This is a genomic window from Pseudomonas sp. GW821-FHT03C07, assembly GCF_059420925.1.
Genome location: NZ_JBWKUQ010000020.1, coordinates 41,234 through 65,793, shown reverse-complemented (window position 1 = coordinate 65,793; position 24,560 = coordinate 41,234). Strand labels below are relative to the sequence as shown.

Genomic DNA, 24,560 nt, shown 5'->3' with positions numbered 1-24,560 from the left:
GGCGGGAATCTATGAGCAGTCAGCAAAGTCATCATCAAGACAAGGCGACGTTTCTCGAACGCCTGATTTTCAACAACCGCCCGGCAGTGATCGTCATCTGCCTGTTGGTCAGCGCCTTCCTGTTCTGGCAGGCCACGCTGATCCGGCCGTCCACCAGCTTCGAGAAAATGATTCCGCTCAAGCATCCGTTCATTGAACAGATGATGGAGCACCGCAACGACCTCGCCAACCTGGGCAACACCGTGCGGATTTCAGTGGAGGCCAAGGACGGCGATATCTTCACCAAGGACTATATGGAGACCCTGCGTCAGGTCAACGACGAGGTGTTCTACATCTCCGGTGTCGACCGCTCCGGGCTCAAGTCGCTGTGGAGCCCCAGCGTGCGCTGGACCGAGGTGACGGAGGAGGGCTTTGCCGGCGGCGAAGTGATTCCGCAAAGCTACAACGGCTCGGCCGATAGCCTGGAAAAACTGCGCAACAACGTGCTCAAGTCCGGCCAGGTCGGACGCCTGGTGGCCAACGACTTCAAGTCGAGCATCGTCGATATCCCGCTGCTGGAGTCCTACCCGGACCCGCAGGACCAGGGCAAATTGCTGGCGCTGGACTACCAGAAATTCTCCCACCAGCTCGAAGAGAAGATCCGCGACAAGTTCGAAGCGCAGAACCCCAATGTGAAGGTACACATCGTCGGCTTCGCCAAGAAGGTCGGTGACCTGATCGATGGCCTGGTCATGGTGGTGCTGTTCTTCGGCGTGGCCTTCATCATCACCCTGGTGCTGCTGTACTGGTTCACCTGGTGCATCCGCAGCACCATCGCCGTGCTGAGCACCACCCTGGTGGCGGTGGTCTGGCAACTGGGGCTGATGCATGCGTTCGGCTTCGGCCTGGACCCGTATTCGATGCTGGTGCCGTTCCTGATCTTCGCCATCGGTATTTCCCATGGGGTGCAGAAGATCAATGGCATCGCCTTGCAGTCCAGCGACGCCGACAACGCCCTGACGGCGGCCCGACGGACCTTCCGGCAACTGTTCCTGCCGGGGATGATCGCCATCCTCGCCGACGCCGTGGGTTTCATCACCCTGCTGATCATCGATATCGGCGTGATCCGCGAACTGGCCATCGGCGCCTCCATCGGTGTGGCGGTGATCGTGTTCACCAACCTGATCTTGCTGCCGGTGGCCATCTCCTATGTCGGCATCAGCCAGCGGGCGGTCGGGCGCAGCAAGAAGGATGCGACCCGCGAACACCCGTTCTGGCGCCTGCTGGCGAATTTCGCCAGCCCCAGGGTGGCCCCGGTGTCCATCGTCCTGGCCTTGCTGGCCCTGGGCGGCGGGCTTTGGTACGGGCAGAACCTGAAGATCGGCGACCTCGACCAGGGCGCGCCGGAGCTGCGTCCCGACTCGCGCTACAACAAGGACAACCGCTTTATCATCAACAACTACTCCACCAGTTCCGATGTGCTGGTGGTGATGGTCAAGACAGCGCCCGAGGGCTGTTCGCACTATGAGGCGATGGCGCCCATCGACGAGCTGATGTGGAAGATGCAGAACACCGAGGGCGTGCAGTCGGCGATCTCCCTGGTGACCGTGTCCAAGCAGATGATCAAGGGCATGAACGAGGGCAACCTGAAATGGGAAACCCTGTCGCGCAACCCCGATGTGCTGAACAACTCCATCGCCCGCGCCGACGGCCTGTACAACAACAATTGCTCGCTGGCGCCGGTGCTGGTGTTCCTCAACGACCACAAGGCCGCGACCCTCGACCGCGCGGTGCATGCGGTGCAGGACTTCGCCAAGGAGAACAACAAGAACGGCCTGGAATTCCTCCTTGCCGCTGGTAACGCGGGGATCGAGGCGGCCACCAACGAAGTGATCAAAGAGTCGGAACTGACCATCCTGATCCTGGTGTACCTCTGCGTGGCGACCATGTGCATGATCACCTTCCGCTCCTGGGCGGCAACCTTGTGCATCGTCCTGCCGCTGGTGCTGACCTCGGTGCTGGGCAATGCGCTGATGGCGTTCATGGGCATTGGCGTGAAGGTCGCGACCTTGCCGGTGGTGGCGCTGGGCGTCGGGATCGGCGTGGACTACGGGATCTACATCTACAGTCGCCTGGAAAGCTTCCTGCGTGCCGGGCTGCCGTTGCAGGAGGCGTATTACCAGACGCTGAAATCCACCGGCAAGGCGGTACTGTTCACCGGCCTGTGTCTGGCGATCGGGGTGTGCACCTGGATTTTCTCGGCGATCAAGTTCCAGGCTGACATGGGCCTGATGCTGACCTTCATGTTGCTCTGGAACATGTTCGGCGCGCTGTGGCTGTTGCCGGCGCTGGCGCGGTTCCTGATCAAGCCGGAGAAGCTGGCGGACAAGGTCGGTGGGTCGTTGTTTTCCCATTGAGAGCACCTGATGTGCAGGCGCTGAATCCCCCCTGTGGGAGCGGCGCTTGCCCGCGAAGCTTTTGGCGGCATCAAGGGCCTCTTCGCGGGCAAGCTCCGCTCCCACAGGTAGTGGCGCCGCTGCAGGGCAATATCGCCTATCATGAGCACTTCCCCAAACACGATAGAACCTCATGACCGCTGCAACCGACACCCTGCTCAATGCCCTTGAAACCTGCAACATGCTTGAAGTCGACGGCCTGCACGCCTTCGATTTCACCCTCGACGACAGCCGCCTGTTGATCGAATGCATGGATGGCCGGGCCGAGAAGCGCTGGAGTTTCACCCGTGCCCAGCTTGAAGCGGCGACCTTCGATGAGACCCTGCAAAGCTGGACCCTGAGCGACGATTCCAGCGAACACCGTCTGGTCTGCATGAGCACCTTCACCGGTCGCGACGAGGAAGAGTAAGGCGTTAGGGTATCGATGCAGCTTGCCGCCCCGGCGCGCGCGCTGCTGCGACAATAGACCGCAGCGCCTGACGAATCAGTCACTTGCGCTTCTATTAATGACGCTGATATCCGCTACTGCTGCAATGAATTTCAACGATGTCCACCCTCGGATGTACTTTTGACTCACGGCCTGAAAGGGCAAGCAAGCCAACTGACATTCGAGGGTTACATCATGAACTTCAATCTTTTCTCCATCATCTCCGCTTCCGCTGTTTCCGCCACCGTGGCCCTGCCTGCCAGCGCCAGCGTGGAAATCAACAGCCCGAAAAGCCACACCCAGAGCTACACCCAGAAGTACCTGCAACAGAGCGCCAACTTCTACGCCGCCCTGGATCACAAAACCCAGCACTGAGCGTCGGTTGTAGGAGCGAGCTTGCTCGCGATGGACGTCAACGATAACGCGGGAAACCTGATGCACTGCGTCGCTGCGACTACCATCGCGAGCAAGCTCGCTCCTACAGGGGTTTTGTCATAACAGAGTTGAACAGTTCCGAAGCCAGGAACTGTTCCAGCCAAGTCTGTAGATGTTTGTACGGCGCTTGCGCAAACCACACCTGATCCACATGGGCAAATTGGCGCACGAACGGTGCGACTGCAATGTCCGCCAGGCTCAGGTGTTCGGCCAACAGATGGCCGTTACGCGCAAGCAAACCGTCCAGTTTCAAGAGAAATTGCCCGCCCTGTTCCCGATAGTGCTCCATGGGAAATTCCGGGTAGCGTACCGCGTACTTGTAGCGGTCCAGCCACAGCTTGAAAACCGTGTCATTTTCCTCGATCAGCAGCGCAGCGACTTGTGCCGCCGCCGGATCGCTGCCGAGCCGCCAATCCTGCGGGTCATGCTGGGCCAGCGCCCAGTGCATGATCTCCAGACTCTGTTCGATCACCCGCCCATCAGCGCAGGCCAGCACCGGCACCGTGCCTTTGCTCGACAACGCCAGCATCCGCGCCGGTTTGTCCTTGAGGCTGACCTCCTCGATATTCACTGCCACTCCCGAATACCGCAGCGCCATGCGTGCGCGCATGGCGTAAGGGCAGCGGCGGAACGAATACAGCGTGGCCGGGGTCATTTCACCTCCAGGGTGCTCAGCCCGTTGCCCTGGCGGCGTACCTGGATCTGCACCGGTATCCGCTCATGCATTTCCTGTACATGGGAAATCACCGCGACCTTGCGGCCCTGCGCTTGCAGGCCGTCCAACGCATCCATCGCCAGTTGCAGGGATTCCGGGTCGAGGCTGCCGAAGCCTTCGTCGATAAACAGCGATTCGATCTTCAGCGTGCTCGAGGCCATCGACGCCAGGCCCAAGGCCAAAGCCAGCGAGACCAGGAAGGTTTCGCCGCCGGACAGCGAATGCACCGAACGCAGTTCGTCGCCCATCTCGGTGTCCATCACCAGCAACCCGAGCATGCTGCCGCCGCGCTTGAGGCGATAACGTCGCACCAGTTGGCGCAGTTGCGCGTTGGCGTGGTGCACCAGCAGATCGAGGTTGTAGGCTTGGGCCAGTTTGCGGAAGCGATCGCCAGTGGCCGAGCCGATCAGCGCGTCCAGGCGCGCCCAACGCTGATACTCGCGGTTGGCGTCGACGATGCGCTGTTGCAGCTCCTGGTTGGCGTCCTGGCGCCGCTGGTCTTCGGTCTGTTGCGCGCGCAGTTCCGCGCAGTGCTGTTCGCTGACAATCAGTTGTGTTTGCAGATCGCCCAGGGCGGCGTCCAGCGCTGGCGCGTCGAGGTTGCCATTGTGCTGGGCCTGATGCTGCTGAAGGTGTTTCTCCCGCTCCTGCAGCAACACCCGGGCTTGCTCGACGGCTTTTTCGCTAACCTGTAATTGCTGTCGCAGTTGGCTGACGTGCTCATCGTCGCAGGCCAGCAGTTGCTCAAGTCCGGCGTCGTCCAGTTCCGGGTGACGAGCGCGCCAATCCGCAACCTGTTGTGCCAGTTCCAGGCTTTCTTGTTCCAGGGCCTGCCGGCGCTCCTGACGGGCCTTGAGCTCGGCGCCGAGCTGGATCAATTGACTGGCGAGCGCCTGCAACTGCTGGTTGGCCGAAGCATCGGCTTGCCGCGCATGCTCCACCGTCTGGTCCATCTGCTGTTGCCAGGCTTCGACGCTGGCATGTTCGCCAATCAGGCCGACCAGCTTGAGCCGGCTGGCCTGCTGCTGCTCAAGCAGCACGGCGCAACGTTGTTTCAGCTCTTCGCAGTGCTGCTCACGGGTTTGCTGGCGGACTTGCTCCAGTTCGATTTTCTCCTGGCGCTCGCGCTGTTCCTGTTGCTCCTCGCGCTGCTGCTCCAACTGGCCGAGACGTTGCGCGACCTGTTGATCGAGCTGCATGAAGGTCGCCGCCGGATCATTGCGCAGGCCCTGCAGGGTCTCGTCCGGCAACAGGCTGGCGAAGGCGCCCAACTCCTGTTCCAGTCGTTCCTGATCGGTACCCATCTGGCGTTGCTGATCGAGTAACTGTTGGTGCGCGGCCTGGCGGGCCTCGGTGGCCGCGCGCAGTTGTTGCTGGAGCCGCGCGGCATCCTGTTGCAGGGTGAGCAGGGCGGTTTGCCGTTGCTCGTCCTGGCCGATGTTCTGTTGCAACTGCTGCAACTGCTGGTTGAGCCAGGCATCACGGCGAGCGTCATCCTGCTCCAGCAGCGCGTTGTGCAATGGATGCGCTTGCAGGCTCGGTGCCAGTTCCAGGTGCTGCTGGGCCAACTGCTCCTGCTGATTGAGCAGTTCTTTCTGCTGGGCAATCAGCCCGCCGGCCTTTTCCCGCAGTTGGTTGAGTTTTTCCGTCAGCGTGTCGACGGCCTGCCGTGCGGCGGCTTCTTCGTTCTCGTCGTGACGACCCAGGCTCTGCAACAGCGCTTCGGGTTGATGGTAGGGATGCTCATGGCTGCCGCATACCGGGCAGGGCTGGTCATCCTGCAACTGCCCGCGCAGTTCTTCGACACTGGCGCTGCGGGCCAGGCGCTGACGCTCAAGCAACTGTCGGGTAAGCGTCAAAGCCTGTTCGGCGACCTTGAGTTCATCCCGTGCCTGCAGCCCTTCGCGGTTGAGTTCGTCGCGCTGCTGCTGGGTGCTCTGCTGCCGCTCCTGCAACTGCTGTGTGCGTTGGTCCAGCTCGCGCTGGCGACTCCAAAGCCGTTGCAGCTCTTCGAAGGCGCGCAGTTGCTTGCGATTGTCTTGCAGCAGGCTGCCGAGAATCTGGATCTGTTCGCCGACGGCCGCCGGTTCCGCCCCGGCTTCGCTGTACAGCACCTCGAGCGCGCCACGCTGTTCTTCAAGCTGTTGGTCGGTGTGGACGACACGGGTTTGCAACTGTTCCAGTTCGCGCTGGCCCTGGTTCAGTCGATTGCCGATCAGCATCAACTGCTGCAACCGATCACGATAGGCGTTCCAGGCCTCGCTCAACGGGGCGAGGGCGGCACTGTGCTGCAACTGTCCGGCGATCTGTTCCAGGCGCGTGGCGACCTGCTGCTGTTGGTCGAGCAGGCTGGCGAGCTGCGTGCGGCCTCCGCTACTGGCTTGTTCGGCAGCCTGTTTCTGCCGTTCGGCATCGCTCAGGTCTTTGCCCAAATGGCTCAGCGTGGCCTGCTCATCGAAGGCCTGGCGCAGCCGTGGCGCGCTGTCGCTTTGCCGGGCCAGGGCTTCGCTCAACTGGGTGTGAGCCGTTAATCGGCTCTGTTCAAGCTGTTGCTGACGAGCCTGCACGTCAGTCTGTTGGTCAATATGTTGCTGGATCTGCGCGGTCAGTGGCGCAAGCTGCTCGTTCAACTGCAGTTGACGGGCGAACTGATGCCGCTGCGGCGCCAGTTGCTCCAGGCGGGTGAGCTGCTGGCGCTCGGCGCCGCGGGCCTGCCAGTCCTGTTCGGCGCCTTGCAGTTGTTCGACGGCGGCCTGGTGTTGTGCCTGCCATTGCCGCAACTCCTTGAGCCAGGTGTGCTGCAGCTCAAGCTGCTTGAGTTGGGCTTGCTGGGTCTTGAGTTGCTGTTGGGCCTCAGCGAATTGCCGATCCAGCTCGACCCGTGCTTCAGCGTCCATGGGCGCGACGCCACCGGCCTGGTCCAGCAATAGCTTGTGGGCTTCGCGGGCCTGCTTGGTCTTGTCGAAAGCACACCGGCCGAGACGGGTGTAGAGGGCGGTGTCGGTGAGCTTTTCCAGCAGTTCGCTACGCTCGTTGTCGTCAGCCTTGAGAAAAGCGCTGAACTCGCTCTGGGCCAGTAACACGGCGCGGGTGAACTGTTCGAAGTTCAGGCCCAGGCGGCTTTCCAGCAGGGTCTTGTATTCGCCTTTCTGGCTGGCCAGCAGTTGATCGCTGTCGAGGTCGCGCAGGCTCTGGCGGCTGGCCTGCAACTTGCCGCCGGCCTTGTCCCGGGCGCGGTTGGCTTCCCAGCGGGCGCGGTAGCGGCGGCCGTCGATGCCGACAAAATCCACTTCGGCGTAGCCGGTGCCGGTGCCGCGACGCAGTAGGGTGCGCGGGTCGCCGGTGCCGATCTCGCCGTCGGCGTCCGGCACCTTGGCATCGCGCGAGGCGTTGTTCAACCGTGGCACGGCGCCGAACAGCGCCAGGCACAAGGCATCGAGCAGGGTGCTTTTACCCGCGCCGGTGGGGCCGGTAATGGCGAACAGACCGGCGCTGGCCAGTGGTTCGGCGGTGAAATCCAGTTCGAAGGGGCCGGCGAGGGAGGCCAGGTTTTTCAGGCGGATGGCGAGGATTTTCATGGCTGTTCGCCCTCCAGTTGGACTTCCTGCAACAGCAGGGCAAAGTCATTGAGGGTCGCCTCGTCCACCGGGCTGCCATAGCTGTCCTGCCAGGCACGGCTGAACAGTTCCTGCGGGCTGAGCTGGTCGAGGTTGATCAGCCGCTCGCTATCTGTTTCGCCTTCACTCCCATTTGAGCCAGCGTATTCGGCGGCGATGCGCACCAGGCGCACGGCCTTGCCTTGCAGGGCGGTTTCCACTTGCTGGCGCAGGTCCGGTTGCGGCTCATCCAGGCGTACCCGGACTTCCAGCCAGGGTTGGCGTTGCAGGTCGGCCAGCAGGTCGACATCCGGCAGTTGCGCCAGCTGTTCGAGGATCTCGGCAACGGGTGCCGGGCCCAGGCGCTGCAGGTTCACGGCGCGGGGGATCAGGTGGCTGTCAACGCTGACCAGGGTTTCGCCATCGAGGACGATATCGAGGATCTGGTGCTGATAGGCGATTTCCGAGAACGACAGCGGAATCGGCGAGCCGCTGTAGCGGATACGCTCTTCGCCGTTGACCTTCTGCGGCTTGTGCAGATGGCCGAGGGCGACATAGCTGAGGCTAGGGCCGAACAGGCTCGCGGGCAGGGCTTCGGCGCTGCCGATGATCAGGCTGCGCTCCGAGTCTTCGGAGACCGAGCCGCCGGCCATATGCGCGTGGCTGACGGCGACCAGGGCCTGGCCCGGCTGGCGCTTGGCGTTGGCCGCGGCGATCAGTCGGCGATGCACCTCGCCGATACCCTTCAGGTAGTTGTCACCCAACTGCGTGCCGGTGACTTCGGCGGGCCGCAGAAAGGGCAGGGCCAGGCACCAGGCGGCGATTTCGCCATCCTTGCCGGGCAACGGCAGCAGCAGGCGATCGCTATCCAGCTCGCCATCGTCGAGCCACAGCACCCGGCCCACGGCATGGGTGCGCAGGCGGCGCATCAGCGGCGCGGGCAGTTCGATACGGGAACCGGAATCGTGGTTGCCGGCGATCATCACGATGGTCAGCCGCGGCTGTTGTTCGTGGGCACTGACGATAAAGTCGTAGAGGCGTTCCTGGGCTTTGACCGGCGGGTTGACGGTGTCGAAGATATCGCCGGCGATCAGCAGGACATCGGGCTGCCGTTGCCCGAGTTGGGCCAGCAGCCAGGTGAGAAAACAAGCGTGTTCGAAATCTCGCTCCTGGCCATGAAGGTTCTGGCCAAGATGCCAGTCGGAGGTGTGAAACAGGCGCAAGGCAAACTCCAACTTATCGATTATTTAGGGTAGAGCGGCGGCAGGCTGCTGTCGCTTACCGGGTCCTGGACGCGCTCGGCGACCGGAATCGCGCGGATCGCCCGCCACAGTTCCTCACCCTGCCAATACTGGCCGCTTTCGCTGTAGAGCGCGCCATTGAGGCCATCCAGCGCATCGGACAGGGTGACGAAGCGCGCGGCCATGTCGGCCAGGGTTTCCGGTTGCTGCCGGGCCCAGGCATCCAGGGCCTGGCGGGTGGCCTGGGGATCGTTGGCCAAGCAGGTACGTTTGAGGTCGTCGAGCAGCGTCCGCGGGCTCGGGCCGGTCTGCGCGGTGCGGTGCACCGCCGGTTGCGAGCGGGCCCGCCACCACAGGCCGAAACCGAGCAGGGTGGAGCAGGCGAGGATCAGCGTGCTGAGCTTCCAGGCCCACAGCAGTGGCGGTTGCGGCGGCGCGTTGTTGACGGCGCTGGTCACCGGGGTGTCCACCGCCAGGCTTGGGTTGTTCGCCACTTGTAGGGTCCGCGCCGGCAAACTGCTGCGCTCCATATGGTCCTCATGGGTGTTCCACCAGAGCACTTCCACCGCCGGCAGGTCGAAACTGCCGCTGTGGGTCGGAACCAGCGCCTCACGTTCCTCGCGAGTGCCGATCAGGCCGCGTTCGCTGTTCTGGTTGCTCAGTTGCGCCTGGTCCGGGTAGCGCCGCAAGCCATTGATCGTGGTGGCCGGCAGCGGTGGCAGTTGCCCGCTGGAGAGCCCTTCGGCCTTGAGGGTCAGGTTGTGGGTCAGGGAATCGCCGACCTGGCTGTGGTCCGGTTCCGGGTTCCAGCTTTCGCTGAGGCTCAAGCTGCGGGCTGGCAGCCAGGGCGCTTCGGCCGGCCAGCTGGCGGGCTGCGGCTTGACCTGCAGGAGCAGGGGCGCGGAGCTGACGCGCATCAACTTGCCGGGCTTGGCGCCCTGGGGCACCTGGCCCTGGCTTTGATTCGGCTGGGCGTCCACCAGGGTCGCGGTAAACACCTGCGTGGGGATCGCCAGTTCGCCGCTGTGTTGTGGGTAGATCGCATAGCGCCACTCGATCACGCCATGGCGCACGCCATTGATCAGCTTTTCGTAAGTGCGCGACTCGCCCAACTGCTCGATACGGGCGTCGGCGATCTGCAACGGAGTGAGGCTGCTGTCGTCATACAGCGACACCGAGTGATAGATGCGCAGGGTCAGCACGGCCTGGGCCTGGACGTAGACGTTGTCCTGATCGAGGCTGGCGTCGATGAACACCGGCGCCAGGTTGCTGGCCGCTGCCTGGTCTTCGCCTTGTACCACTTGCAGGGTGATCGGCTCGCTGCTGAGTTCGCCCAGGTGCAGCTGCGGAATCACCACGCTGCCGTTTTCCTTTGGCGTCAGGGTGACGATCCAGCGTGTGGTGGCCTGGCTCTCGCCGCCCAGGGTGGTCAACTGGTTGACCTGGCGGGTGCCGCGCACTTCGAACTGCGCGTCCAGCGGGGCCAGGTCGGGTTTGCCGAACTGGGTGACATCCTTCGATTCGAGGGTCAGCTCCACCGACTCGCCGGAGTTCAGGCGCGTGCGGTCGACGCTGGCCAGCAAACCTTCGGCCTGGGCCGACAGGTTCGCGCAGAGCAGCAGCGTAAGGAACAGGGAGAAGCGCAGGGTCATCGGGTCTTGTCCTGATGGAGCTGTTGTTCGTACCAGAATTTGCGCCGCAGCAATTCCCCCGGATCATCGGGGATCTGTCGCAGCCATTGTTCCAACGCCTGATGGCGTTCACCGTCGATGATCTCGGCGGCGGCCCGCAAGGGCGGGTGGGTGGTCTGTTCGTCGCCCAGCTCGCTGCCCGGTACCTCATTGCTGCCCGGCTGATTGCCCGCTTGCGCCGTTTGGGCGGCGGGCGGCTGATTGCCGGTCGGTGGGCTCTGCTCCTGGGGAGCGGATTGCACCGTGGTGGTGCTGGACGAATTCGTCCCGACCGGAGCCGATTGAGCGGCGTTTTGCTCGTTGCCGGTTTCGGCGGTGTCGGCGGGCTTGCTCGGCTCAGCCGGCGGCTTGGCCTGTTTTTCCCTGAGCAACTCTTCCACCAGTGTCCGGTTGCGCAACGCTGGTCGCAAGTCCGGCTGACGTTCCAGGGCCTGCTCATAGGCGTCCAGCGCGGCCTCCAGCTCGCCGCTGCGGGCCAGGGCGTTGCCACGATTGTAGTGGGCGTTGGCATCGTCGCCTTCAGCAAACTTCTTCGCGGCGGCGCTGTAGTCGCCGGCTTCATAGAGGGCCAGGCCTTGCCATTGCGGATCTTCGAAATGCTGCGCGGCTTCGAGCGGGCGCTTTTGCTCCAGCAACTGCTGGCCCTGTTGGTCCGGTCGCAGCCACAGATCGCTCAGTTCAAAGGCCTGGCTCGGCTGCGGGAACAGGAAGAACAGCGGCAGGCAGAACAGCCAGCCACGCCGGCCGGCACAGGCGGCCAGCAGCAGGAGCGGCAGCAGCAGCCAGTAACCCTGGTCGGCCCAGCTGTCGAGTTGCACGGTCTGGCCGTCCTTGCGCAACTGCCGCGGGCCGTCCAGCAGGCCGAGGCTGCGCAGGTCGCTGTCGTCCAGGCGGGCCTGGCGGTAGCGGCCGCCGGTTTCGCTGGCAAAGTCCTTCAGACTCTGGCTGTCGAGATGAGGCACCAGGATCGTGCCCTGGGCGTCCTTGAGGAAGCCGCCGTTTTCCTGGGCCACCGGCGCGCCGTCGCGGGTGCCGATCCCAAGGATCAGCAGGCTGTGGGGCTTGCTGTCGAGGGCCTGGCGAATGCCTTGGCGTTCTTCTTCGCTGAGGGACGAACCGATCAGCAGCAAGCGACCCTGGCCCAGGGCGCCGCGTTCGAGCAGGCTCAGGGCCTTTTTTACCGCGAGGTCGGCGCGATGGCCGGCCTCGGGCATGATCGACGGCTTGATGGCGTCCAACAGATTGCGGCTGGTGCCCAGGTCATCGGACAGCGGCACCAGGGTGTGGGCACTGCCGGCGTAGACGATGATTGCCGTCTGCGAGTCGCTGCGGGCGCGCAACAGATCGAACAGTTTGCGTCGGGCCTGTTCCAGGCGGTTCGGCGGTGTATCGGTGGCAAGCATATCCGGCGTCAGTTCGAGCAGTACCACCAGTGGGTCCAAAGGTTTCTGGGTGGACTCTTCAACCCGTTGCCAGCTCGGCCCGAGCAGGGCCAGGGCCGCCAAGGTCCAGCCCAGGCCGAGGGCGATCCACGGCAGCTTGCTGTTGCTGCCGCTGCCGCCTTTGAGCAGCACCCGATGGAAGGCCGGCGGCAGGATCATCTGCCAGCGCCCGGCGCGTTTCTGTCGGTGCCAGAGTTGCCACAGCAACCAGCCGAGCAGCGGCAGGACCAGCAGCCAGGTGGGGCGGAACCAGTGGGGCCAGAGGGCTTCGATCATCGACGCCTCCGCAAGCGCAAACGCTCCAGGCGTTGGCGCCATTCCGGGCGCTGGGGCAGGAACTGTCGCCGTGCCAGCCAGCGTTGCAGCAGGTTGTCCGGCCAGCGTTCGCGAATCACCAGCAATACGCTGATCAGCAGTGCCAGGCTCAGCGGCCAGTGATACAGCGCCCGGGCGGGACGGGCCTGGGTCGGCTGCTGGGCGACAGGCTCAAGCTGGTCGAGGGTTTCCTTGACGGCTTGCAGTTCCTGGCCGTCGCGGGCACGGAAATAGCGACCGCCGGTGATGCTGGCGATGTCCTTCAGCGCCGGTTCGTCGAGGTCCATGCTCGGGTTCAGGCCGAGCATGCTCAGGGTCCCGGTTTGTTGCGGATCGGCACCGATGCCGATGGTATAGATCTTCACGCTTTCTTCGGCGGCCAGGCGCGCGGCGGTGATCGGATCGATTTCGCCACCGTTGTTGGCGCCGTCGGTGACCAGGATCAGCACCCGGCTTTGCGTCGGCCGCTGGCGCAGGCGCTTGATGGCCAGGCCAATGGCGTCGCCGATGGCGGTGTTCTTGCCGGCGATGCCGATTTTCGCTTCGTCCAGCCAGATGCGCACGGTGCGCCGGTCGAAGGTCAGCGGTGCCTGCACATAGGCTTTGCTGCCGAACAGGATCAGGCCCACGCGATCGCCTTCGCGATGTTCGAGAAAATCGCCGAGCAGGTGCTGGACCAGACTCAGGCGGCTGACGTCCTCGTCCTGCCAGCGCATATCGGGGTATTCCATGGAACCGGACAGGTCCACCGCCACCAGCAGGTCGCGACCGCTGGCGGCCACTGGCAAAGGCTCGCCCAACCATTGCGGACGTGCGGCGGCGGACAACAGCAGCAGCCAGAGCAGGATGTGGGGCAATTGCTGGCGCCAGCTCGGCAGGCTGACCCGGGCCCGGCGTCGGGCCAGGCTTTCCAGGTGGGCGAGAAAGCTGACCTTCAGCGCCGCTTCGCCACTGTCGGCTACTGGCAGCAGGATACGCATCAGCCAGGGCAGTGGCAGCAGGGCAAAGAGCCAGGGCCAGGCGAACTCAAACATGTTTGCGGATCCAGGTATCGATCGCCTGGTTCAACCCGGCGATGGCCTTGTCGTCGAGCTTGCATTCGGGCTTGTAGGCACCTTCCACCAGCACCATCCAACGGGTCAGGCCGGCGGCCGGGCAGCGGTTGTCGAGGAAGGCCAGCCATTTGCGGCCATTGAGGGTGTGGCTCTGGCTGTAGGGGTAATGGTTGCGGCACAGGCGCTTGAGCAGGCCGTTGAGTTGTTGCAGCCAGGCCCCGGCCGGTGCGCCGTCATAAGGTTTGGGCAACTGTGCGAGTTCCGCCAGGGCGGCCAGGCGCACCGGGTCCAGGGGCTGCTCGGCGCGGGCGACGGGGCGCTTGGCCGGGAGGAAACGGCGCAGGTACCAGAGCCCGATGGCCAGCAGCGGAATCAGCACCAGCAGCAGCCACCAGCCCGGGGCCGGTGGCCAGAAACCCTGGATCGGCGGGGTGATCAGCGGTTGCAGTTGCTCCAGGCTGCTCATGGCTGTTTCCCCGGTCGCTGAGGGTTCAGGTATTCGCGCAACTGCTCGACCATCTCGCTCTGGGTACTCAAGGGCATCAACAGCACCCGCAGTTTCTGCGCCAGCAGCTCCCAGCGGGCAATCCGCGCTTCGCCCTGGGCGCGGTAGGTCTGGCGCAGCTCCAGGTTGAGGGTGTCGAGTTCCAGTTGCGCGCCGCGTTCGGCGAAGCGCAGCAGGCCGGCGGCGGGGAGGGCGTGGTCGAGGGGGTCGGAGACCGGCAGCATCAGCAGGTCGCAATGGCGCGAGAGCAGGCTGAGCTGTTGCTCGGCGGCATCGCTCAAGGCCCGTTCGTCACAGATCACGATCACCAGGCTGCCGGGGCGCAGCACCTTGCGCGCGCGGATCAGCGCCAGGCCCAGGGCATTGGGCTCGGCGGCGGCTTCGGTGTGCAACGAGTGGTTGACCCGCACCAGGCGGTTGAGCAGTTGCAACAGGCTTTGCTTGCTGCGCCGCGGCTTGATTTCGTAGTGCTCGTTGTCGCCATAGACCAGGCCGCCGACCCGGTCGTTGTGGCCCAGGGCGGCCCAGCCGATCAGGCTTGCGGCCTGGGCGGCGAGCACCGACTTGAAGGTCAGCCCCGAGCCGAAGAACAGCTGGCGGCTCTGTTCCACGAGGATAAAGATCGGTCGTTCGCGCTCTTCGTGGAACAGCTTGGTGTGGGGCTCCTGGGTCCGGGCGGTGACACGCCAGTCGATGGTGCGCACATCGTCGCCGGCCTGGTAGACCCGCACCTGGTCGAAGTCCACTCCACGCCCACGCAGTTTCGAGTGGTGCAGGCCGATCAGCGGGCTGCGCTGGCTCGGGGTCGAGAACAGCTGCACTTCGCGCACGCGATGGCGCATCTCGATCAGTTCGGCGAGGGTGGTGCGGATGCCGGGTTCGGCGGGCAGGGGCGCGATCATGGTCCGGGTCAGGCGACGGCGACGACATCGAGGATGCGCTGCACCACCCGATCCTGGTCGATCCCGGCGGCTTCGGCCTCGAACGACAGGATGATGCGGTGACGCAGCACGTCGAACAGCACCGCCTGGATATCCTCGGGGCTGACAAAGTCGCGACCGGCCAGCCAGGCATGCGCCCGTGCGCAGCGGTCCAGGGCGATGGAACCGCGAGGGCTGGCGCCGTAGGCGATCCACTCGGCCATTTCCGGGTCGAACTTGGCCGGCGTACGGGTCGCCATCACCAGTTGCACCAGGTACTCCTCCACCGCATCGGCCATGTACAAACCTAGGATTTCCTTGCGGGCGGCGAAGATCGCCTGCTGGCTGACCCGGCGCTCGGGCTTGGTTTCGCCGTTCAGGGCTTCGCCCCGGGCCTGTTGCAGGATGCGCCGTTCGACCGCGGCATCGGGAAAACCGATCTTGACGTGCATCAGAAAACGGTCGAGCTGGGCTTCGGGCAGCGGGTAGGTGCCTTCCTGCTCGATGGGGTTCTGGGTCGCCATCACCAGGAACAACGGTGACAGGTCATAGGTACTGCGTCCGACGCTGACCTGGCGCTCGGCCATGGCTTCGAGCAGGGCCGACTGGACCTTGGCCGGGGCGCGGTTGATTTCATCCGCCAGCACCAGGTTATGAAAGATCGGGCCTTGCTGGAACACGAAGCTGCCGGTTTCCGGGCGATAGATCTCGGTGCCGGTGATGTCGGCGGGGAGCAGGTCGGGGGTGAACTGGATGCGATGGAACTGCGCTTCGATGCCTTCGGCCAACTCCTTGATGGCCTTGGTCTTGGCCAGGCCCGGGGCGCCTTCGACCAGCATGTGACCGTCGGCCAGCAGCGCGATCAACAGGCGCTCGACGAGCTTTTCCTGGCCGAGGATCTGCGCTGAGAGAAAGGTTCGCAGCGCAAGCAGCGCTTCACGATGTTCCATCGATGAGTGTTCCTGGAGAGGGTGGCCGGTGGCATTTAAATTAATGTCACGGCTGGGGGCGTTACTTTAATGCATCGGGGGGGCTGGCGACTAACGGCTATGGGGATTTTTATGGGTTTTGAGGAAAAGTCTTACCTTGTTTGGGTGGTGGCTCCTGCACGCAACGCCGCCCTGTGGGAGTTCCATCGGGCGGCGCGCGCTCGTGCTACGGATTATTTGGCCAGTGCGCAGCCATAGTCCTGGATCTCCCCGGCGGAGCCGCGGCTGAAGTCGGCCAGGCTCAACCGGTTCGCCAGCAACAGCAGGTCGCCGCCGGGCGCCACCACCAGGGCCAAGCCATAGTGGGACAGGCTGTCACCCTGTTGTCGGGCGTATTCGGCCAGTACCTTGAACGGGTTTTCCTGTATCAGGTCCTGGCCGTTCAGGCGTTTTGCCAGGTACCCGTGACCGTTCAGCTTGACCGCCAGTGGCTGCCACGCCTGGGTCACCTGCGGGGCCTGTTCGGCCAACTGTTGGTAGACCTCGGGGCGCAGGCAGGCGAGATGGATATGCAACTGGCCTTGGGAGCGGCCATACGGCGAGTTGATGGCCAATGACAGGAACTCATCCTTGATCGGTTTGCCGGCTTCGGCGGACAGGCGCCCGCGTTGTTGCCAGGCACTGGCGAAAAAGGCGTAGGCGTTGTCTTCGAGCAGCAGCGGACTTTCGATGCCGGTAATCCTGTCCGTCGGAATGGTCAGGTCGTGCGATGGGCCCTGGCGATCCTTGAGCAAGGCAACATGCTGCTGTAGATCGACCATCAGGCACGGCGCGGGGTTCTGCGAATTCTGCTGATGGGGCACGCATTGCTGGCTGACAATCTGCCAAAGCGCGTTGCCTTTACCGAGCCCCCAGATCAGCCAGGACCCTGCCGCCAGCACCGCGACCACCAACGCCAGCACTAAAACCTTCAGCCATTTGCTCATGCCACTTTCCCGATCAGAAGTAAAAACCGCCTCACTTTAAACCACTGTTTCGTGCTTTTTTGTGTCGGTTCTGATCGCAGATGTTTCAAGACGGGTCGGTGTCAGCCCAGTTCGCTGATATAAGTGCCGGTGCCGGCGAGAATATTTTTCAGGGTTTGTTCGACTTCAGCCAGGTCGGCCGTGGCGGTCTGGTGCTGGATTTCGAGGTGATCGTCGCCGTTGAGCGCGTCGGCATCGGCGGCGGCGATTTCGATCAGCAGGCGTGTGGCGCTCAGGGTGACCTTGATCCCGTCCAGGGTGGAGGGTTCGCCATCGAGGGTGATTTCCAGCTCATCCTCGTCGGGGTAGCGGGTCATCAGGAACATTTCACCCTTGTCGCTATGGCAGCAGAGCATCGCCATGTTGTCTTCTTCATCGTCGCAGGGGTTGGCGATGAGGTGGGCGGTACTGAGCTGCATGAGGGCGCGTCCTGTTTTGGCGGGGGAGCGGTATTTTGCCTGATTTTTCGGGGCTAAGTGGCTGAAAGGCTCGACGGGCGCTTTTTTTGCGGGGTGTTCGGTGGTTGTGGGAAATATCCTATGGAGTTTTCTATTGCTTCCATTTCTCAATCGGAATACTCGTATATACCTGTCATTTCTGACAGTAGACGATACCGATCGAAATCTTGATAATCACTGCCAAGCCGAGTTCCAGCGTTGTCCGGTTCAAGATTTTTCATAAAAATCTTTTAGCGGAGGATAAGGCCTTGAAAGTCTCGATCTTGATGTGCACCTATAACGGCCAGCGTTTTCTGGCTGAGCAGATCAACTCCTTTGAGCGTCAAAGCCATTTCAATTGGAGCTTGGCAATATCCGACGACGGCTCTACCGATGGAACCCTGGACGTCGTCCGTAGTTGTGCCAGTGACTGGCCGGAGGCGCGTCTTAAGGTTTTTTCCGGACCGAAGAAAGGATTTGCGGCCAACTTTCTCTCGTTGACCTGTCGTGCTGAAGTTCAGGCGGATTTTTACGCCTGGTCTGATCAGGACGATATCTGGAACGAGGACAAACTCGAAACGGCGTTGATGTGGCTGCAACGTGTGCCTGAGCAGGTCCCGGCACTTTATTGTGGTCGCACCCAATTGATCAGTGAGTTGGGCATCGCCGCCGGCCAGTCGCCGAAATTTTCCCAACCGCCGAAGTTTGCTAACGCCTTGGTACAGTGTATCGGCGGTGGCAATACGATGGTGTTCAATCATGCCGCCCGGGAGCTTCTGCGCGAGGCGGGCCCGCATATTTCCATCGTTTCCCATGACTGGTGGGCTTATCAACTGGTGTCCGGCGCCAAGGGCGGCGTGGTCTTTTACGATCACCATGCCAAGACGCTCTATCGTCAGCACAGGAGCAACCTGGTGGGCAGCAATGCTGGTTGGTACGCACGTCTTTATCGACTGTGGATGGTGCTCCATGGGCGCTTTCATGAATGGAGCTGGAAAAATATCCGAGCGCTGGAGGTGATGAGCCACCGCTTGGATAAGCAGAGTGTTGAAACCCTTTCAAACTTTAAAACGGCTCGCGATCAGCCACTGTTCCCTCGGCTTGCCGGTATTCGCCGTTCCGGCGTCTATCGACAGACACTTGGCGGCAATCTGGGACTGCTGTTTGCCGCCCTGATCAGAAAAATCTGAACGTTTTTTGTGAAGGGTTGTTTGTTTGGCTCGGCCGAGAGGTCGTCGTTTTTTGATTTTCAGAGGCATTGACCGCATGGATGAATTCACCAGCAGGTCGAAGGATATGTCGAGGGGCGTGTGGCGTCACCGAGGCCTCGCGTTGATGTTGGCGCGGCGTGACATTATCGGACGCTATCGCGGTTCGTTGTGGGGTGTTCTCAGGTCGTTGGTTTATCCTCTGTTTATGTTGGCTGTCTATTCTTTTGTCTTTGGTGGAATATTCAAGTTTAGTTGGGGAACCGGCAATCGTTCGTTGTTGGAGTTTTCCCTGATTCTTTTTGTTGGCATGATGGTCTTCAATCTGTTTTCTGAGTGCATCAGTCGGTCGCCGGGTGTGGTGCTGACCCATAGCAGCTATGTCAGGAAAGTCGTATTTCCTCTTGAAGTGCTGCCGGTGGTGTTGCTGGCGGGTGCGCTGTTTCAGTTTCTGGTCAATCTGTGTGTTTGGCTGTTGTTCTACGTCGTGTTTTTCCAACACCCACATTTGACTGCACTGCTGCTACCCCTGGTGATACTGCCTTTGCTGCTGTTTACCCTGGGGGTGTCCTGGGCCCTGGCGTCACTGGGGACTTACCTTCGCGATATCGGTCACCGAGTGGCTGCGCTAGTCACCGCGCTGTTGTTTCTGTCACCGATCTTTTATCCCGTCACGGCTTTACCTGGGCAACTCCAAGCGTTCATGTATCTGAATCCCCTGACCCAAGTGATTGAAAATGTCCGATTGGTATTGATTTCGGGCGGGCTGCCCGATCTCGGATCCTGGTGCCTGTCGTTGCTGGTCAGTGGCGTGGTTGCCTGGCTCGGTCTGGCTTTTTTCCAGAAAACCCGTGGAGGATTTGCCGATGTCCTCTGATATTGCCATTTGTGCTGAGGGGCTCAGCAAGTGTTATCCGATCTACAACAAAGCCAGTGATCGGCTCTTTCAAGTGCTGTCGCCGGGGCGAAAGGGGCGTTATCGGGAGCTGTGGGCGCTGAAGGATGTCTCGTTCGAGGTAAAAAGGGGCGAAGCCATTGGCATCGTTGGTCAAAAGGGTTCTGGCAAGTCAACCCTGCTGCAGCTGATTTATGGAACCTTGAGCCCTACCTCCGGAACTCTCCGTGTTCAGGGACGTGTTGCGGCACTGCTGGAGTTGGGGGCTGGCTTCAATGCTGAGTTCACCGGGCGTGAAAATGTCTATATAGCGGCTTCGCTGTATGGGCTGAGCCACGAGGAGATCAATCTGCGTTTTTCCGCGATTGCGGCCTTTGCGGATATCGGCGGGTTCATGGAGCAACCGCTCATGGCCTACTCGAGCGAAATGTATGTTCGTCTGGCTTTTGCGGTTATTGCCTACGTAGACGCCGATATCCTGGTGATTGACGAAGCCCTTTCCATGGGGGATGCCTGTTTTTTCCAGAAGTGCATGCGGTTTCTGCGCAAGTTCAAAGAAGAACATTCGCTGATTGTTGTCAGCCACGACACGGCGGCCATTATCGATCTGTGTGATCGGGTGATCTGGCTGGACCTCGGGGGAAAAAAGCAAGCGGGTCCGTCACAGTCGGTCTGCGAGGCGTATCTGGACGATTTATTTCGTTCGATGAATGACGAACTTGCGGAGCCGGTGATTGTTCATGCCGACGGGCATAAAAGCATGACCAAGCGCCAAGGCCATGATGGCTTGGAGTGGCGTGACCAGCGTGCCGGCACGATCAATTCAAATGACTTGGAAGTTTTCCGATTCGACCCACAGGCGCCTGGCGTAGACGCATTTGGTGGGGGCGACGCGCGCATTGTCGACGTCAGGTTCAACGACGCTTCGGGTGCCGGATTGACGTGGGTGCTGGGTGGTGAACGTGTCACGCTCTGCGTCGATGCGCAGACCTTTGTTCCGCTGGAAGGCCCCATTATCGAGTTTCTTCTCAAGGATAGCTTGGGGCAGACGCTGTTCGGAGACAACACCTATATCAGTCAGATCGGCAAGGATCGTAGCGCCCCGGCGGACTCGCTGTTATCGGCGCAGTTCGAGTTCTTCATGCCTTGGCTGGCCAAGGGCGACTATGTGATTCAGGTCGTGATCGCCGACGGTGAACAACATGATCACAAACCCTTGCACTGGTGCCACGAAGCCCTGTTGATCAGGTCGCATCGTGATCCTGTGTCGACTGGAGTCATCGGCAGTCCGTTTATCACTATAAGTCTCAACGTGACGGGGCAATGAGGAATCTTATGCATCCGACCAAGAAAGAGTGTGACCAATGAGGGAGGGAATTAGAGATCTGTTTGAATCTATTGCCAGGCGAGATATCTGGTTGAGTTTTGCCCTGAGTGACACCCGTGCACGTTATGTACGCAGCACACTGGGTCCTTGGTGGATCACATTGGGCACTGCACTGGGGGTCATTGGTTTGGGCTTGGTGTGGAGCGCGGTCATGGGCGTTGATCTTCATACAATGTTGCCCAATCTTGCCGTGGGTTTGATTTTATGGTTCATGATTTCGGGGGTGATCTCGGAGTCATCGAATTGTTTTATCAATCAGTCAGCGATCATCAGGAATTACTCACTGCCGTTGTCATTGCACACCTTGCGTTTGCTGTCTAAGCATTTGATTAATTTTGTTCACAATGTGTCAATTGTATTGGTTGTGTTTTTTATATATGGCTTTCCAACGCTGGCCAATTTTGCCTGGGCGTTACTCGGTTTCCTGCTGGTGATACTGAATTTGTGGTGGATCTCCCTGTTGGTTGCCACGTTGGGCGCCAGGTTTAGAGACTTGGGACCTTCGATCGATGCATTAATGCCGGTTTTGTTTTTTTTGACACCGATTCTGTATAAGAAGTCCGATGTTGCTGCCTCCATCAGTTGGTTTGCCTATAACCCAATTGCCACTCTGTTCTCCTTGGTAAAGAATCCATTACTTTCGTTGCCTGTTGTCCCCTTTGATTACATGAGCATGGCTATTTTTAGCCTGGTCGGTTGGGTCTTGGCGATCGCGGTTTTTGGTCGACACAAAAAACATATTGTTTTCTGGATTTGATATGGCGTTGATAGAGTTGAAAGACCTTTCGTTGACCTTTCCGGTGATCACTGAAGCCGGCGCGTCACTGAGGAAACAGTTGGTGAAAATGAGTACCGGTGGTGTGATCTCCAGTGATCACTCGCACACGGTACATATTCAGGCGCTGAAAAATATCAACCTGACCCTTAACGATGGCGATCGAGTGGGGCTGATTGGTCATAACGGTTCTGGTAAAAGCACTCTGCTGAGAACCTTGGCAGGGATCTATATGCCTTCCAGTGGCACTCGATATTTGCAGGGTAGTGTCCAGGCATTGTTTGAGCTTGGGGTGGGTACTGATCATGAATTGTCGGGGAGAGCGAATATTGATCGTTTGGCCCGCTTGTACGGTTTTCCGTTAAGGAAAGTACAAGAGGATATTGTTGAGATTGAGGAGTTCTCCGGGTTGGGAGGATACCTCGACCTTCCGATACGGTCTTATTCTTCGGGTATGCAGTTGAGATTGATATTTGCGATATCGACACTTTATCCCAGTGATATTCTCCTGATTGATGAAGTGTTTGGCGTGGGTGACGAGGCGTTCCAGGAAAAAGCCAAGCAACGTATGGAAAATATTATGCAAAGCTCAAAAATTGTAGTGATGGCTTCCCACTCCAAGGAGTTGATTAACAAATTTTGTAATAAAACCATTAAACTTGAATCCGGTAGCGTTATTGAAATTGATTCGATTAAGGAGGGTTTATGAGTAAGGCCGCATTTCTCAGGATCGCCAAAGCTACCGCTTTTGAGCTGTTAAGTCCCTATGCTTGTCGGCTCGCCTTGGCGACGTTGCGCGAGCGTAAGTCTCCGGAAAATTTACCGTCGAGAGTGAAACTCGCCTACTACTCGTTCAAGGTCGCGAATGTCTTTCTTCCCTTGGCTTCGCTCATGCGCGAGCAGGAGAAGTCGGAAATTGAGCGTCCGCAGGTGTACGACGAGCATTTGCTTAATCTGATGGTTAACAGAGCTTATGATCTGCCTGAAGTACGGGTCAGCGATCAGGAACCGGTACGTATCAATGTGCTGGTGCCGGCCTTCACCATCAGCACTATTTCAGCGGGTTTTTTTGGTGTTTTTAATGTGGCGCTTTTTATTGCACAGCAAGGCTATCGTGTGCGGCTGGTGCTGTTTGATAATTTTTACTATGTCGAAGACGAGTTTCGTCGCGCGCTAAAAAAATTTCCCTCGATGGAGCGTTTATTCGAGTTGCTTGAAATTGAATATATTGGGTCGCGGATTGATCCGCTGCGGGTGTCACCCAGAGATAATTGTGTTGCCACTGTTTGGTACAGCGCCTATTTTGCAAACAAAATCGCGCTGTTAACCGGCGGTCGTCCTTTCTTATATCTGATTCAGGATTTTGAAGCAGCCTTTTATCCATTTAATAGTCAGTACTGTATTTCCAGGAACTCCTACGATTTTCACTATCATACCTTGTCGTCATCGAACGCGTTGTTAAAGTACCTTGAAGTTAACGCCATTATTCCTCAGGGGCAATCTGTCAAGTCAATGAGCTTTGATAATGCTTACTCATCTTCAATCTACCCGGAAAATGAATTTCATCTGGAAAAACAGAAAGGTACCAAACGTTTTGTGTTTTATAGCCGCCCAGCGGTGAACAGGAATATGTTTGAAATGGCGGCGCTGGCCTTGATTGATGCGTTCAAGAAAGGTGCATTCGATGAGGGCGAGTGGGAGTTTTATGGGATGGGCATAGGGAACACAACGGTCCGATTGGCGGAGGGTGTAGAAGTGACCCAGTTGCCTAGATTGCCTTTGGATGAATATGAAGCGATCACCAAGACCTTTGATCTTTGCCTGACCTTGATGTCCTCGCCGCATCCCAGTTTGATTCCCATGGACCTTGCTGCCTCAGGCGCCATTGTGGTCACCAACACCTTTGAAACCAAGACGCCGGATTACCTGACGGGTATTTCAAAAAATATCATTCCGGCCCATCCCGACTTGTACCAACTGTCCTCGGCCATTATCGAGGGCGCCAAGCGAACCCAGGATACTGAGGCTCGGTATGAAAATGCGACGGTCAATTGGCCTAAGTCTTGGGCAGAAACTTGGACGGATCAGCATCGGAAGTTTATTCTGGAGGTTTTCAGTGATGCGCAATAAAAAAAGCCTTGAGGCGCGTCTCCAGGCGGTGGGTATTGAGTGTGGCTGCGATAAGGTGGTACCCCATCACTATCATCCGTTCTATGCGACTCACTTTCTGGGTTATGTCGATCGTCCATTCAAATTGCTGGAGATTGGTATCGGTGGCGAGGGGCTGGAGCTGGGCGGTGCTTCGTTACGGCTCTGGGCTGAGGTTTTTTCGTTGGCGGAAATCTATGGTTTGGATATTTACGACAAAAGTGCTTTGGACAGTGACAGAGTCAAGACATTTATCGTCGATCAGGGCGACGCGCTGGCCTTGAAGGAATTTGCGGAAAAACACGGTCCGTTTGACGTTGTCATTGACGATGGAAGCCACAAACGTTCCGATCAGTTGACCAGTTTGTTTACTCTTATTTCAAGCGTCGTTCCCGGTGGGTATTACGTCCTGGAGGATTATTTCACGTCGTATTGGCCGGTCTATGATGGGTCGACCTTGGCCAAGGATTTTCTGGATACGCCAGTGCGCTGGTTGAAACAGTCCATTGATATTATCAACAGGAGCAATCTGCTTTCTGAAGAGGTGAAAGCGTTGCTTCCCGATTGGGGCATTGAAGAGCTGCATGTGTACCCGGGTGTCGCTTTTTTGAGGAAGGGCATGCAGGCCATTCGTAGCGAAATACCGGGTGGCGACTTTTTTGAAAATCAGGTTGAACTGGATGAATTGAGGTATGGGAAATACAAGGTTCAATTTGTCGATCACGCCCGCGATCCGATGACCCATCTGGCGCTGCTGAATAAACTCAAGCAGGCGCTGGAGGATGAGATAGCCAGCATCAAGGGCTCTGACCGGCCGCAAAGCTGAGCCCGCCGACGCGGCCTGCCGTCCTGGCGGCCCTGGCTGAAAATGCCCCGCATCCCCCCGTACTACCAGCCAATGTCCGAATATGTCGCAGCACCGCAAGCAGCGGCGTTCGCGCACTCGTTAAGCTGCGCAACGGAGCGTCGCCCACGAAAA

General features: G+C 59.8%; 21 protein-coding genes. 10 read left to right on the top strand and 11 right to left on the bottom strand.

The genetic code is table 11. The features are described 5' to 3' along the window. Positions 1 to 11 precede the first annotated feature (11 nt). From AC07VG_RS27715 to AC07VG_RS27705, 3 genes are all read left to right on the top strand, one after another. Entirely contained in the window at positions 12 to 2,396 is a 2,385-nt protein-coding gene (locus AC07VG_RS27715) for an efflux RND transporter permease subunit (RefSeq protein ID WP_495022246.1), read from the top strand. Positions 2,397 to 2,568: 172 nt separating this feature from the next. Next, on the top strand, positions 2,569 to 2,844 hold the full coding sequence (locus tag AC07VG_RS27710) for a DUF5629 family protein (RefSeq protein WP_495003188.1): 276 nt from the start codon (positions 2,569 to 2,571) through the stop codon (positions 2,842 to 2,844). A gap of 213 nt (positions 2,845 to 3,057) precedes the next feature. Then, positions 3,058 to 3,237: a hypothetical protein gene (locus tag AC07VG_RS27705; protein ID WP_495003189.1), complete on the top strand. Its 180-nt coding sequence runs from the start codon at positions 3,058 to 3,060 to the stop codon at positions 3,235 to 3,237. Positions 3,238 to 3,340: 103 nt separating this feature from the next. Here AC07VG_RS27705 and AC07VG_RS27700 read toward each other — a convergent pair whose 3' ends face one another. The 11 genes from AC07VG_RS27700 to AC07VG_RS27650 all read right to left on the bottom strand — a co-directional run bounded on the left by AC07VG_RS27700 (position 3,341) and on the right by AC07VG_RS27650 (position 17,150). Then, positions 3,341 to 3,952 (bottom strand): glutathione S-transferase, encoded by a 612-nt coding sequence (locus AC07VG_RS27700; protein WP_495022245.1) that lies wholly within the window; start codon positions 3,950 to 3,952, stop codon positions 3,341 to 3,343. Further along, positions 3,949 to 7,590 (bottom strand): AAA family ATPase, encoded by a 3,642-nt coding sequence (locus AC07VG_RS27695; RefSeq protein WP_495022244.1) that lies wholly within the window; start codon positions 7,588 to 7,590, stop codon positions 3,949 to 3,951. Before AC07VG_RS27695 ends, AC07VG_RS27700 begins: the two co-directional genes overlap by 4 nt. Beyond that, a complete protein-coding gene (locus AC07VG_RS27690; RefSeq protein ID WP_495003192.1) occupies positions 7,587 to 8,831 on the bottom strand; it encodes an exonuclease SbcCD subunit D C-terminal domain-containing protein in 1,245 nt (414 codons plus the stop codon). Before AC07VG_RS27690 ends, AC07VG_RS27695 begins: the two co-directional genes overlap by 4 nt. 20 nt (positions 8,832 to 8,851) lie before the next feature. Next, complete coding sequence (locus AC07VG_RS27685) at positions 8,852 to 10,501, bottom strand: BatD family protein (RefSeq protein WP_495022243.1); 1,650 nt, start codon at positions 10,499 to 10,501, stop codon at positions 8,852 to 8,854. Beyond that, positions 10,498 to 12,255, bottom strand: coding sequence for a tetratricopeptide repeat protein (locus AC07VG_RS27680; RefSeq protein ID WP_495022260.1), 1,758 nt, complete (start codon positions 12,253 to 12,255; stop codon positions 10,498 to 10,500). The genes AC07VG_RS27685 and AC07VG_RS27680 overlap by 4 nt, the downstream gene beginning before the upstream one ends. Beyond that, a complete protein-coding gene (locus tag AC07VG_RS27675; RefSeq protein ID WP_495003194.1) occupies positions 12,255 to 13,331 on the bottom strand; it encodes a vWA domain-containing protein in 1,077 nt (358 codons plus the stop codon). Before AC07VG_RS27675 ends, AC07VG_RS27680 begins: the two co-directional genes overlap by 1 nt. Continuing rightward, positions 13,324 to 13,818, bottom strand: a complete 495-nt coding sequence (locus AC07VG_RS27670) for a DUF4381 domain-containing protein (RefSeq protein WP_495003195.1) — start codon at positions 13,816 to 13,818, stop codon at positions 13,324 to 13,326. Before AC07VG_RS27670 ends, AC07VG_RS27675 begins: the two co-directional genes overlap by 8 nt. Beyond that, on the bottom strand, positions 13,815 to 14,759 hold the full coding sequence (locus tag AC07VG_RS27665) for a DUF58 domain-containing protein (RefSeq protein WP_248797374.1): 945 nt from the start codon (positions 14,757 to 14,759) through the stop codon (positions 13,815 to 13,817). The genes AC07VG_RS27670 and AC07VG_RS27665 overlap by 4 nt, the downstream gene beginning before the upstream one ends. 8 nt (positions 14,760 to 14,767) lie before the next feature. Continuing rightward, positions 14,768 to 15,727 (bottom strand): AAA family ATPase, encoded by a 960-nt coding sequence (locus AC07VG_RS27660; protein WP_100942931.1) that lies wholly within the window; start codon positions 15,725 to 15,727, stop codon positions 14,768 to 14,770. A 212-nt stretch (positions 15,728 to 15,939) separates the two neighbouring features. Then, entirely contained in the window at positions 15,940 to 16,692 is a 753-nt protein-coding gene (locus AC07VG_RS27655) for a CDP-diacylglycerol diphosphatase (RefSeq protein ID WP_495003196.1), read from the bottom strand. A gap of 101 nt (positions 16,693 to 16,793) precedes the next feature. After that, complete coding sequence (locus AC07VG_RS27650; RefSeq protein ID WP_495003197.1) at positions 16,794 to 17,150, bottom strand: hypothetical protein; 357 nt, start codon at positions 17,148 to 17,150, stop codon at positions 16,794 to 16,796. A 287-nt stretch (positions 17,151 to 17,437) separates the two neighbouring features. Here AC07VG_RS27650 and AC07VG_RS27645 point away from each other — a divergent pair, with 287 nt between their 5' ends. The 7 genes from AC07VG_RS27645 (at position 17,438) to AC07VG_RS27615 (ending at position 24,407) form a co-directional block, all read left to right on the top strand. Next, positions 17,438 to 18,358, top strand: a complete 921-nt coding sequence (locus AC07VG_RS27645) for a glycosyltransferase family 2 protein (RefSeq protein ID WP_495003198.1) — start codon at positions 17,438 to 17,440, stop codon at positions 18,356 to 18,358. Between the two features lie 76 nt (positions 18,359 to 18,434). Beyond that, positions 18,435 to 19,253: an ABC transporter permease gene (locus AC07VG_RS27640; RefSeq protein WP_495022242.1), complete on the top strand. Its 819-nt coding sequence runs from the start codon at positions 18,435 to 18,437 to the stop codon at positions 19,251 to 19,253. Then, positions 19,243 to 20,598 (top strand): ABC transporter ATP-binding protein, encoded by a 1,356-nt coding sequence (locus AC07VG_RS27635; protein WP_495022241.1) that lies wholly within the window; start codon positions 19,243 to 19,245, stop codon positions 20,596 to 20,598. Before AC07VG_RS27640 ends, AC07VG_RS27635 begins: the two co-directional genes overlap by 11 nt. Before the next feature lie 37 nt (positions 20,599 to 20,635). Further along, a complete protein-coding gene (locus tag AC07VG_RS27630) occupies positions 20,636 to 21,415 on the top strand; it encodes an ABC transporter permease (protein WP_495022240.1) in 780 nt (259 codons plus the stop codon). Position 21,416: 1 nt separating this feature from the next. Then, on the top strand, positions 21,417 to 22,142 hold the full coding sequence (locus AC07VG_RS27625; protein WP_495003202.1) for an ABC transporter ATP-binding protein: 726 nt from the start codon (positions 21,417 to 21,419) through the stop codon (positions 22,140 to 22,142). After that, entirely contained in the window at positions 22,139 to 23,563 is a 1,425-nt protein-coding gene (locus AC07VG_RS27620) for a rhamnosyltransferase WsaF family glycosyltransferase (RefSeq protein WP_495022239.1), read from the top strand. The genes AC07VG_RS27625 and AC07VG_RS27620 overlap by 4 nt, the downstream gene beginning before the upstream one ends. Then, complete coding sequence (locus AC07VG_RS27615; RefSeq protein WP_495003204.1) at positions 23,553 to 24,407, top strand: hypothetical protein; 855 nt, start codon at positions 23,553 to 23,555, stop codon at positions 24,405 to 24,407. The genes AC07VG_RS27620 and AC07VG_RS27615 overlap by 11 nt, the downstream gene beginning before the upstream one ends. Positions 24,408 to 24,560: the final 153 nt, after the last annotated feature.